The organism is Bradyrhizobium sp. USDA 4452 (genome assembly GCF_054063575.1).
The window spans coordinates 1,402,403-1,414,403 of record NZ_JBSSGK010000001.1 but is presented as its reverse complement, the minus strand read 5'-3'; the positions used below and the strand labels follow the sequence as shown (position 1 = coordinate 1,414,403).

Annotated in this window: 9 protein-coding genes; 7 read left to right on the top strand and 2 right to left on the bottom strand. The window is 65.2% G+C overall.

The genetic code is table 11. From position 1 onward, the window contains the following. Window positions 1–154: 154 nt before the first annotated feature. The 7 genes from ACVISU_RS06895 to ACVISU_RS06865 all read left to right on the top strand — a co-directional run bounded on the left by ACVISU_RS06895 (window position 155) and on the right by ACVISU_RS06865 (window position 8,796). A complete protein-coding gene (locus tag ACVISU_RS06895; RefSeq protein WP_456706424.1) occupies window positions 155–676 on the top strand; it encodes a YcgN family cysteine cluster protein in 522 nt (173 codons plus the stop codon). 193 nt (window positions 677–869) lie between these two features. Continuing rightward, the gene (locus ACVISU_RS06890) at window positions 870–2,462 is read left to right on the top strand and encodes an MDR family MFS transporter (RefSeq protein ID WP_456706423.1); all 1,593 of its coding nucleotides are present in this window, start codon (window positions 870–872) and stop codon (window positions 2,460–2,462) included. A 446-nt stretch (window positions 2,463–2,908) separates the two neighbouring features. Next, the gene (locus tag ACVISU_RS06885; RefSeq protein ID WP_050404978.1) at window positions 2,909–4,132 is read left to right on the top strand and encodes an ABC transporter substrate-binding protein; all 1,224 of its coding nucleotides are present in this window, start codon (window positions 2,909–2,911) and stop codon (window positions 4,130–4,132) included. A gap of 94 nt (window positions 4,133–4,226) precedes the next feature. Beyond that, window positions 4,227–5,102: a branched-chain amino acid ABC transporter permease gene (locus ACVISU_RS06880; RefSeq protein ID WP_050404977.1), complete on the top strand. Its 876-nt coding sequence runs from the start codon at window positions 4,227–4,229 to the stop codon at window positions 5,100–5,102. A 1-nt stretch (window position 5,103) separates the two neighbouring features. Next, window positions 5,104–6,030 carry a branched-chain amino acid ABC transporter permease gene (locus ACVISU_RS06875; protein WP_456706422.1) on the top strand — a complete coding sequence of 309 codons (927 nt, stop codon included), beginning with the start codon at window positions 5,104–5,106 and terminating at the stop codon, window positions 6,028–6,030. After that, window positions 6,031–7,509, top strand: coding sequence for an ATP-binding cassette domain-containing protein (locus ACVISU_RS06870; RefSeq protein ID WP_456706421.1), 1,479 nt, complete (start codon window positions 6,031–6,033; stop codon window positions 7,507–7,509). A 45-nt stretch (window positions 7,510–7,554) separates the two neighbouring features. Further along, window positions 7,555–8,796, top strand: coding sequence for an ABC transporter substrate-binding protein (locus ACVISU_RS06865; RefSeq protein ID WP_050404974.1), 1,242 nt, complete (start codon window positions 7,555–7,557; stop codon window positions 8,794–8,796). Between the two features lie 59 nt (window positions 8,797–8,855). On the opposite strand, the gene ACVISU_RS06860 is transcribed toward ACVISU_RS06865, so the two are convergent. Next, entirely contained in the window at window positions 8,856–10,070 is a 1,215-nt protein-coding gene (locus ACVISU_RS06860; RefSeq protein WP_456706420.1) for an NAD(P)/FAD-dependent oxidoreductase, read from the bottom strand. An 82-nt stretch (window positions 10,071–10,152) separates the two neighbouring features. After that, complete coding sequence (locus ACVISU_RS06855; RefSeq protein WP_456710773.1) at window positions 10,153–11,847, bottom strand: thiamine pyrophosphate-requiring protein; 1,695 nt, start codon at window positions 11,845–11,847, stop codon at window positions 10,153–10,155. Window positions 11,848–12,001: the final 154 nt, after the last annotated feature.

Genomic DNA, 12,001 nt, shown 5'->3' with positions numbered 1-12,001 from the left:
TATCCGAGCGGCTGCCATAAACCAATGGCGCGGCTTGTGAATTTAATGAAAGCCCTAACGCTGCCCACCGGCTTTTTCGACCCCGCAATATCACCCCCTTGCGGAGGGAGCGCCGGCGTCCCAAGAAGGGCTTTACCGCCATGTCAGGGATATCATGACCGCACCGCCCAAACGCCCGTCGGGCCAGGAGGGATTCTTCTGGAAAACCAAGACGTTGGAAGAGATGTCCAACGCTGAATGGGAAAGTCTGTGTGACGGCTGCGCACGGTGCTGCCTGGAGAAGCTCGAGGACGAGGACACCGGCAAGATCTATTTCACCCATATCTCCTGCAAGCTGCTCGATTCCGGCCTGTGCACCTGCAAGGACTATGCGAACCGCTCCGACCAGGTTCCGGATTGCGTCCGCCTGACGCCCGAGAACGTCCGGACCCTGAACTGGCTGCCGCCGAGCTGCGGCTACCGCCTCGTCGCCGAGGGGCGGGACCTCTACTGGTGGCATCCCCTGATCTCCGGCGATCCCAATACCGTGCATGAGGCCGGCGTCTCGGTGCGCGGTCGGGTGGAGGGCACCGAACTCGACGTCAACGACGCCGATCTCGAGGACCACATCGTGCGCTGGCCGGCCCTGCTGCCGAAACGGGCGCAATTGAAGAAGCGGCCGAAGGTCTCCAAGTAGATTTCCAAGACGCAGCGATGGCCGGGCGCGAGGGCTGGCGCCGGTGCTGCCTCAATCACGTCACCGCGAGAACGGTGCCGTGGGATGCACCCATGCGCTGAGGTGCCTGCCTCAGCAGTGAATTGCTGCATAAGTTGCGGACCAGAGAATGATTCCATCGCGGCCCGCGCCCGCGCAGCAGCATTACGCCCCAATGAACAAGTATGAACGGCAGAGCCGTTTTCCTGCCGACCAAGAGACGTTGCCTGACGACATTGCCGCAGAGCTGTCTCACCTCCCGAGCGAGGTGATCGAACTGAACGGCGCGCCGCCGCTGGCGCCCCCGGCACCGCTCAATCCGGACGAAGTCCGCACCATCGTGATCAGCCTGATGCTGACGATGTTCCTGGCCGCGCTCGACCAGACCATCGTCGCGACCGCGCTGCCGACGATCGGGCGCCAGTTTCACGACGTCACCAACCTGTCCTGGGTGATCACGGCCTATCTGCTCGCCTCGACCGCGGTGGCGCCGGTGTTCGGCACGCTGAGCGACATCTATGGCCGCCGCGTCATGATCATCACCTCGCTCAGCCTGTTCGTGGTCGGCTCGGTGCTGTGCGCGGTCGCCCCCAGCATGACCACGCTGATCGTTGCCCGCGGCCTGCAGGGCCTCGGCGGCGGCGGCATCATGCCGGTGGTCCAGACCGTGATCTCCGATGTGGTGACCCCGCGCGAGCGCGGCCGCTACCAGGCCTATTTCTCCAGCGTCTGGATGGCCGGCGGCATTCTCGGCCCTGTGGTCGGCGGCGTGTTCGCCGAGCATCTGCATTGGTCGATGATCTTCTGGATCAATTTGCCGCTCGCGGCGGCAGCGCTGGCGCTGCTGCTGCCGAAGATGGGCAAAATCCCGGTGTTCCATCGCAAGCGCAAGGTCGACTGGCTCGGCGGCGTGCTGCTGATGGCCTCGGCCGTCGTGTTGATGCTGGTGCTGACCTGGGGCGGCACCAAGCTGTCCTGGCTGTCGCCGACGATAACAGCGATGATCGGCGCCTCGATCGCGCTCGCCGGCGCCTTCGTCTGGCACGCGCGCCGCGCCGACGAGCCGTTCCTGCCGCTGTCGCTGCTCGGCGGCTCGGTGGTGCCGTTCGCAATGGGCGCGGGCGGCTGCGCGCTCGGCGCCATGGTCGGCCTCACCGTGCATCTGCCGCTCTACTACGAGGTGGTCTATCACCTCACCGCCAGCGAGGCCGGACTTGCGCTGATCCCGCTCGCGGCGATCTCGACCTTCGGCGCCGCGATCGCCGGCCGGACCATGGCGAAGGCCAAGCACTACAAGCGTGTTGCCATCGTCGGTACGTCGGTCGCTGCGATCTGTGCTGTCGGGATGGCAGTGACGACGCTGCCGCTGTGGGGATTGCTGCTGCTGATGAGCGTGTTCGCGCTCGGCCTCGGCACCACATTCCCGATCAGCGTGGTGTCGCTGCAGAACGCGGTGGCGCGGCCGCATGTCGGCACGGTGACCGGCGCGATGAACTTCTTCCGCGCGATGATGGCCTCGTTCACGGTCGCCGCCTTCACCACCATCCTGCTGATGACGCTCGGCACCGACATCTCGCTCGCCGGCGAGCATCATGCCGCTGCCGCCAGCGCCGTGGGCGCGATCCCGATGGCCGACATGATCACTGCGTTCCGCTACGTGTTCGGCGCTGCCGCCGTGCTGCTGACCACCGCCTCGATCTGCATGATCACGATGGAAGAACGTCCGCTCGCCGGTCCCGCCGCGCAGCCGGTGGAGATGGCGGAGTAGGGGCGGTAGCCAGGCTCACCGCTGTCGTCCCGGCGATGACAGCTTGGGTTGGGGCACAACCTTGCCCACTTGCGACATGAATAACCCGAGCTTTGCCCCCTATCCTCTCGTCATTCCGGGGCGCGGCTCTTGGCGCGAGCCCGGAATCCATTGGGCCGCAAAACGCGTAGATGAATGGATTCCGGGCTCTCGCTTCGCTCGCCGCCCCGGAATGACGATCTGAGAGAACTGCGCCTCACGTCTTTTATTCCCGCGCTGCCTCATATTTATTCAGCCGCAAAGCGCCCACCCACTACTTTAGTTGCCGTCCATGCATGGCGATCTGCGCGCAGTTTCACTTGCTGCGCGTTTTGTCGCAGCTATAGTCCGGCCCAAGAGCTCGAAGCAGCCGACAAAAAGAGGAGAGAAACAGGGTGAAAAGAACATCGCGACTGCCTGTTCATGCGATGCAGCAACTTGCCGGAGCGGCCGTGTTGGGCCTTTTGGCAACCAGCCCCAGCGGCGCGCTGGCGGCTGACACCCTCAAGATCGGCGTGATCGCCGAAGCGCAGGCGATCGCCGGGGCGTCGATCCCGCAGGCGGCGCAACTCGCCGCCGACGAGATCAACGCCAAGGGCGGCATCGACGGCCGCAAGATCGAGATCGTCTCCTACGACAATCACTCCTCCTCGGCGGATTCGGTGCGGGCATTCCAGCGCGCGGTCAACGAAGACAAGGTCAACGTCGTCATATCCAGCTACATCAGCGAAGTGGTGCTGGCGCTCGAGCCCTGGGCCTCGCGCCTCAAGACGCCGTTCGTCACGCCGGGCGCTGCCTCCAACGAGATCAGCAAGAGCGTTCACGCCGACTACGAGAAGAACAAGTACACCTTCCACGGCTACCTGACCTCGGCGGCGCTGGCGCTGTCGGTGTGCGACGCCGCCAAGGAACTGCTGGTCGATCAGAAGCACATGAAGACCGCGGTCATCATGAGCGAGGATGCGGCCTGGACCAAGCCGCTCGATGTCGGCTACGAGGAGTGCCTGCCCAAGATCGGGCTCAAGGTCGTCGACCATATCCGTTTCTCGCCCGATACCACCGACTTCACGCCAATCTTCAACAAGGTCGAAGGCTCGAAGCCCGACGTGATCATCACCGGCATCTCGCATGTCGGCGTGCAGCCGACGGTGCAGTGGAAGAACCAGCAGGTGCCGATCCCGATGTTCGGCATTTCCTCGCAGGCGACCAACGAGACCTTCGGCAAGGACACCAACGACGCGGCGGAAGGCGTGCTGTATCAGGGCGTGTCCGGCCCGAACGTCGCGGTGACGCCGAAGTCGGTGCCGTTCGCGGAGGGCTTCAAGAAACGCTACGGCAACTATCCGTCCTACGCGGGCTACACCGCCTATGACGAGGTCTACTACATCGCCGATGCCGTGAAGCGCGCCGGCTCGGTCGAAGCCGACAAGATGGTCGATGCGCTGGAGAAGACCGATTGGGAAGGCACCATCGGACGCGTCCAGTTCTATGGCAAGGACGATCCGTTTACCCATTCGATCAAGTACGGCAAGGGTCTGATCACCGGACTGATGCTGCAGTGGCAGGGCGGCAAGCAGGTCGCGGTCTGGCCGAAGGAGGTCGCCAAGAGCGATCTCAAGTTCCCGAGCTTCATCAAGCTCACCACCAACTGACCGATGTTCATGCTCCCGGGCCGCTCCCGGGAGCATCCGTATTCAGTTCCGCGTCCTCCACAACAGGCAGCTTTGCTGCCGCGGCCGATTCGAGATGCTTGCCTTACAAATCCTGATCGATGGCTTCGCCATCAGTGCGCTCTATGCGCTCGGCGCCACCGGCTTCACCCTGATCTTCGGTGTCTCCGGCGTTCTCAACCTCTCCCACGGTGCCATCATGGTGGCTGCGGCGGTCGCGGCCTGGGCCGCGGCCAGCGTGCTGCACCTCGACATCTACACCGGCGCGCTGTTCGGTGTCGGCGTGGCGCTGATCATGGCGTTCGCAACCTATTTTGCGGTGGTGAAGCCGATCCAGAATTCGAGGCGGATCCCCAACGAGGAGAAGGAAATCTTCGTCCTCACCGGCACCTTGCTCTGGGGCATCATGATCCAGGAGCTGATCGCGTATTTCTTCACCAACAACGCCAAGACGGTGCTGCCGATCGTCGAAGGCGTCGTCGACATCTTCGGCAACCGCACGCCGCGCAACAACATCTTCACCGCGCTGGTGTGCTGCCTCGTGATCGGCCTGCTGTGGCTGCTGGTGAACCGCACCCGCACCGGCAAGGCGGTGCTGGCGGCCTCGATGAACCCCCGCGGCGTCACCTTGCTCGGGCTCGAGCTCACCCAGATCTACATCGTGGTGTGGGGCATCTATGGCATCCTGGCCGGCATCGCCGGCGTGCTGCTCGGCATGTTCCTCGGCGTCAGCTCCTACAGCGTCGGGCCGCTGACCGCGAGCGCGTTCTCGATCGTGGTGCTCGGCGGCCTCGGCAGCGTCTCCGGCTCGCTGATCGCGGCCTTCGTGGTCGGTTATCTCGAAACGATCACCGCCTACATGATCTCGCCGGCCTACCGCACCATTCCGGCGCTGCTGCTTTTGGTGTTCGTGATGTACATCCGGCCCCAGGGCCTCTTGGGGAGGCGCTGAGATGACGAGCTTCTTCACCTCGCGCCTTTTCCTCATTTCGCTGGTCTGCGTGGTGGTTGCCGCGACGTTGCCGCTCTATGTCTCCGGCTACATCCTCGGGCTGCTCACCGTCGCGTTCTATTTCGGCGTGTTCGCGATGGCCTGGGACCTCTTGTTCGGCTTCGCCGGCGAGGTCAATTTCGGGCCGACCTTCCTGATCGGCACCGGCGCCTACACGGCCGGCATCCTCAACAACCAGTACGGCTGGTCGGTCTATGTCTGCATCCTGCTCGGCGCGCTGGCGTCGGTGGTCGCGGGCTTCGTGCTGGCGTTGCCGGCGTTGCGGGTGAGGGGACCGTATTTTGGCCTGACCACGCTGGTTGCGGTGCTGATGCTGCAGAACTTCGTCGTGGTGTTCGCTGATCTGACCGGCGGCGAGATCGGGCTCACCATCCCTGACGTCATCACCATCAATGCCGGCGCCAACTACTGGATCGCGCTCGGCTTCATGACGGTGAGCGCCGCGATCCTGTACGGGCTGTCGCAATCGCCGGTCGGCCTGGTGCTGCAGGCCAGCGGGCAGGACCCGGTACAGGCCGGCGCGCTCGGCTTCAACATCGTCAAGCACAAGCTCGCGGCCTTCATCGTCAGCGCCTTCTTCTCGGGGCTGTCGGGAGCGCTCCTGGTGTTCTACTTCGGCACCGCCTCGGTCGGCACCGTGGTCGACGTCGCGGTCGGCGTCAACGTGATCGTGTCCGCCGTGCTCGGCGGCCGGCGCACGGTGCTGGGCGCGGCGCTAGGCGCGATCTTCCTGATCGTGGCCGGCGAGTTCCTGCGCCCGACCGGCGAGCTTGCCACCTTCATCGTCTCGGCGGTGGCGCTGCTCGTCGTCCTGTTCTTCCCCGGCGGTTTCCTCGGAGCGGCCCTGTCACGCGAGGCGCGCTCCTAAATGGATCAGACTGTGACCACTGCAACGCTCACCGTTCGTGGACTGACCAAGAGATTCGGCGGCCTGACCGCGGTGAAGAACCTCTCGTTCGATCTGCATCCCGGCGAGATACTCGGCCTGATCGGGCCGAACGGCTCGGGCAAGTCGACCGCGATGAAGAGCGTGATGGGCATCGAGCGCCCGACCGCGGGCGAGGTGCTGTTCGAGGGCGAGAACGTCGCCGGGCTGCCGGCGCACAAGATCGCCCGCAAGGGCTTTGGCATGGTGTTCCAGCACTCGCGGCCGCTGAACCGGCAGACCGTGCTGGAAAACATCATGGTCGCGCTGCTGCCCGACAGCCTGTTCATGCTGTTTCCCGATAAGGCATTGACCGAGCGCGCCAGATGGATTGCCGAGCGCGTTGGCCTCGGCGCGGTGATGGACCGCCGTCCGCCGACCTTGCCGTTCGCCGATCTGCGCCGGCTGGAGCTCGCGAAAGCCATCGCACGTGACCCAAAAGTGGTGCTGGTCGATGAGCCCTTTGCCGGCCTCACCAGCGCCGAGGTCGGCATATTCTCCGCATTGATCCGCAGCTTCCGCGACGAGGGCCGCGCGGTGATGCTGGTCGACCACAACGTGAAGAGCGTGGCGGCGCTGGTCGATCGCGTGCTTGCGATGTATCTCGGCGAGGAGATCACGACCGGCCGCGCCGAGGATGTGATGAAGAACGAGACCGTGCGGCGGGTCTATCTCGGCGGCGCGATCGAGACCCACGCGCGGCCCGAGACCTCGTTCAAGGACAAGGTGCCGCTGCTGCAGGTCGAGAATGTCAGCGTGCACTACGGCAAGGCGCAGGCGCTGGAGAACGTCTCGATCCACGTCCACGAGGGCGAGTTCGTCTCGATCGTCGGGCTGAATGGCGCCGGCAAGACCACGCTGTTCAACACCATCTCGGGCTTCTTGCCCTACACCGGCGAGATCCTGCGTGGCGGCGAGAGGCTGCGCGGCACCGGGCCGGCGAAGATCGCCCGCTCCGGCCTCGTGCAGTGCCCGGAATCGCGCGAATTGTTCGGCGAGATGACGGTGCGGGAAAACCTCGATCTCGGCGGCCAGCATCTCGACGACGCGGCGCGGGCCAAGCAGCTCGCCTGGCTGTTCGAACTGTTCCCGATCCTGAAGGAGCGGCAGGGCCAGATGGCGCAGACGCTGTCCGGCGGCGAGCAGCAGATGCTGGCGATCGGTCGCGCGCTGATGATGCAGCCGCAGATCCTGATTCTGGACGAGCCGACGCTGGGCCTTGCGCCCGTCATCCTCGAATTGTTGTCGAAGGCGCTGGAGAAGCTGCGCCAGACCACCAAGATCACGGTGCTGCTCGGCGAGCAGAACGTGACGTTTGCGCTTCCGCATGCCGACCGCGTCTACGTGCTGGAGCACGCGCGGATCGTCTGGGAGGGCGATCCGGGCCGGTTCGCCGCGGAGGCCGGCAAGGACTTTCTCTGACGTTCGAAGATTCAAAAACAAGAAAGCAATGCAAGGGAGATCATCATGTCACGCTATTCAACCACGACCCGTACGAGCCTGTTGGCGACTGCGCTCGCGCTGTGCCTCGCGGCGCCGGCCTATGCGCAGTCGAACGATCCGATCAAGATCGGCGTCATCGCCGAGGTGCAGTCGATTGCTGGCGCGGCAACCCCCGGCGGCGCGCAGATCGCGGCCGACGAGATCAACGCCAAGGGCGGCGTGATGGGCCGCAAGATCGAGATCGTCACCTACGACAACAAGAGTTCGTCGGCCGATTCCGTGCGCGCGTTCCAGCGCGCGGTGAGCGAGGACAAGGTTTCGGCCGTGATCGCGAGCTACATCAGCGAGGTCGTGCTGGCGCTCGAGCCCTGGGCCTCGCGGCTGAAGATGCCGCTGATCACGCCCGGCGCCGCCTCGAACGAGATCACCAAGGCCATCCACAACGACTATGAGAAGAACAAGTACACCTTCCACGGCTACCTGACCTCGGCAGCACAGGCGCAGCTCGTCTGCGACGCGGCCAAGGAGCTCTTGGTCGACCAGCTCAAGTTCAAGTCGGTTGCGATCATGAGCGAGGACGCGGCCTGGACCAAGCCGCTCGACGTCGGCTACGAGGCGTGCCTGCCCAAGGCCGGCCTGAAGGTGGTCGAGCACATCCGCTTCTCGCCGGACACCACGGACTTCACGCCGATCTTCAACAAGATGGAAGCCGCCAAGCCCGACGTGATCGTCACCGGCATCTCCCATGTCGGCGTGCAGCCGACCGTGCAGTGGAAGAACCAGCAGGTGCCGGTCCCGATGTTCGGCATCAGCGCGCAGGCGCTGAGCCCGACGTTCTGGGGCGACACCAACGGCGCGGCCGAAGGCGTGCCCTCGCTCGCGGTGGCGACGCCCGACGTCGCCGTGACGCCGAAGACGAAGCCGTTCGCGGCCGCCTTCAAGGCCAAGTTCGGCACGCCGCCGGCCTACACCGGCTACACCGCCTATGACGAGGTCTACATCATCGCGGAAGCGATCCAGCGCGCCGGCTCGACCGATCCCGACAAGATGGTCGCCGAGCTCGAGAAGACCGATTTCGAGGGCACGATCGGCAAGATCCAGTTCTACGGCAAGAACGACGAGTTCACCCACGGCATTAAGTCCGGCCCGGGCGCCGTCACCGGCCTTGTGTTCCAGTGGCAAAGCGGCAAGCAGATCACGGTCTGGCCGAAGGCGATCGCGGAAGGGAAGCTGAAGTTTCCGGATTTCGTGAAGCTGTCGCAGTAAGCGACGCGCGAGCGATCGCGAGATGAGCAGGGGCGGTCGCGCGGTGACCGCCCCTGCTGCTATTTGCGCGTCGGCGGCGCCGTCTGGATCGTCGGCGCAGCCGCCGCGAGCAGTGCGGCGCGGTCGCCGTCACGCGGCGGATAGATGCGCTGCTGGTTGATGGTCTGCTTGGTGAGCTTGGCAGCAGCGCCCGACGTGTGCACCTCACGGTCCCAGCCGGTGGTGTAGAGCGCGCCCCAAGCGCCGAGGTCGAGCACCGTCACGTACCAGTCGATGTCGAGCGGCAGCAGGGGCTCGCCGAACAGATCCGCGACCACATTGTGTCCGGCGAAGCGGCCCATCGGCCGCGCGAACTGGCACGACATCACGGTCGGATGCTCGCCATCGATCAGGCAGGTCGCAACGTCGCCCGCAGCGAACACGCCATCGAGGCCCTCAGCGCGCATGTATTGATCCACGGCGATGCGGCCGAGCGCGTCGTGCTTGACCGGCAGCAGAGCGGCAAGCGGGCTCGCGCGCATACCGCCGCACCACACCACGGTGGCGGCCGGAATGATCTCGCCGCTGTCGAGTGTGATGCTGTCGGCGCCGACGGCGCTGACCCTGACGTTCAGCCGCGACTCGACGCCGAGCGCGGCCAGCGCCTCCTCGATGACCGGACGGCCATGTGCGCCGAACGTCGCGCCGACCGCCGGATTGGGATCGATCAGGATGACGCGGTGATCGCCGCTAATGCCGGCATGGGCGAGCTTGGCCGGCATCTCGGCCGCAACCTCGATCCCGGTGAACCCTGCTCCGACGACCGCGACCGTCGAACGCGCCTGCGACGGCAGTTGCTTGCCGAGCGCCGCCAGATGCGCGTCGAGCCGCATCGCCGCCTCGAAGGTGTCGACGTCGAAGCCATGCGCGGCCAGGCCCGGGACGGGAGGGCGGACCAGTTCGCTGCCGGTGGTCAGCACCAGCCGGTCGTAGGTCAGCGTGCCAGCGCCGGAGCCTGTCCTGACGACGACCTCGCGCTTTGCCGGGTCGATGGCCGCGACCTCGGCCACCACGTGCCTGACACCGACCGGATCGAGCAGGCCTTGCAGCGGCAGCGCGACATCGCCGAGATCGACCTCGTAATTGCGCACCCGGATGCTGTGATAGGCGTTGCGATCGACGACCAGGATCTCGGTGTTCGCCGCCCGCGCGCCGATCTCGTCGCGCTTACGGGCCGCACCGAGCGCCGCCCACAGACCGGCGAAGCCGGCCCCCAGCACCAGGATGCGCGCCATCTCTCCCTCCGATCTCGGGTCGGAGGGAGCTTGCCTGCGCAGGCGAGGTCAAATCAAGTGGGCGAGGGCGCGTGAGGTGCCCTCACGTCCCCGGCCGCGACACCTCGGTCTCCTTGCTGGTGATGAATTCCAGCAACACCGGCACGCCTTCCCTGGTCTTCTGGATGCCGCGCTTGATCGCGGGGATGATGTCCTCAGGCTTGGTCACCCGTTCGCCAAAGCCGCCGAAGGCGCGGGCCATCGCGGCGTAGTCGCCGGAGATGTCGGTCGAACGATATTTCTCGGTCGAGATCGGCATCACCTTCAACTCGATCGCCATCGAGAAATTGTTGAGCAGGATCGACATGATCGGAATCCGCTCACGCACCGCGGTCTCGAAATCCATCCCCGTGAATCCGATCGCGGCGTCGCCCCAGACATTGATGCAGAGCTTGTCAGGCTTGGCGAGCTTGGCGCCCATCGCAAGGCCGAGACCGTAGCCGAGCTGGGTGGTCTTGCCCCAGCCGATATAGGACAGCGGCTCGACCGACTTCCAGAACGGCGAGAGCTGGTCGCGCGGGCTGCCGGCGTCGTGGGTGATGATGGTGTTGTGAATGTCGACGGTGTGCTGCAGGTCCCACAGCACGCGGTAGGGATTGAGCGGCGCATCGTTATGCGTCAGCTTCGGCATCCACTTGGCGAGCCACTCCTTGTGGGACGCGGCGATCTCTTCCGCGACCGCGCTGGCGTTGCGATCGGAGGTCACGATCTTGCCGACCTCCTCCAGCAGCGCGTCGAGGACCAGGCCGGCGTCGCCGACCAGCCCGATTTTGGCTTCGACATCCTTGTTGATGTGGTTCGGATCGAGCGTCGAATGGATGATGGTCTTGCCCTTCGGCATCGCGATGCCGAACGAGGTTTCGGTGAACGAGCAGCCGATGCCGAAGATCACGTCCGCTTCGCCGAGGAATTTCGGCACCGCGCGCGACGCGGCAAGGCCGCCGGAGCCGAGCGACAGCGGATGTGTCTCCGGAAATGACGACTTGCCGCCGAGGCTGGTGGTGACGGGGATCGCGAGCCGCTCGGCGAGGCGCTTGAGCTGCGGCCAGGCCTTTGCGTAATGCACGCCCTGGCCGGCATAGATCACCGGGCGCTTGGCGCCAACGAGCAGGGCGGCGGCTTCCTTCACATGAACGGGGTCGGCGCCGTAGCGGGTGCGCAGCACCGGCGTGTAGTTCAGCGGCTCCGGCACGTCCTCGTTCCACATGTCGGCGGGGATTTCGACGATGACCGGGCCGCCGCGGCCGTTCTTCAGTTTTGTAAACGCGCGCCGAAAGATGTTGCAGACCTCGGCTGCGATGTTGATCGGCTCCGATGATTTGGAAAACGCCTTCATCGCCTGGCTCGAATTGAAGTTCGGGTCGATATTGGCGAGCCGCCGCGCATAGCCCATCGGCAACACCAGCACGGGTACGGATTCGCCGTAGCATTGCGCGACGCCGCCCATCGCGTTCTCGGCGCCCGGTCCGTGCTGCATGCAGAACGCACCGATCTTCTCGCCCGAGGTGACGCGGGAGATCGCATCCGCCATGTGCACGCCGATGCGCTCCTGGCGCACCATCACCGGGCGGATGTCGGCGGCGGCTGCGTATTCGATCAAATGGTTGACCGGGTAGCCCGTGAGGATCTCGATCCCCTCGCGCTTCATGATTTCCGCGATCGCGGTGCCGAGCTTCATGACGGTCACTCCCTTTGGATGCGGCCGGTTCGGTCCGGCCTCGTTGTCGTCCTGTCCGATAAAGGAACAGGATTCCGCCAACCGGTAAAGCGCCGCCGGGGCCGGATCGGGTAGTCCTGATGTGCGTTTACGCCCAATCGCGGCCTGCCGCCTCGCGGGGCGAGATCCGGATGCAGGCAGAACTAGCAGCGAGTTTCTCTGCAACCTTTAAGCG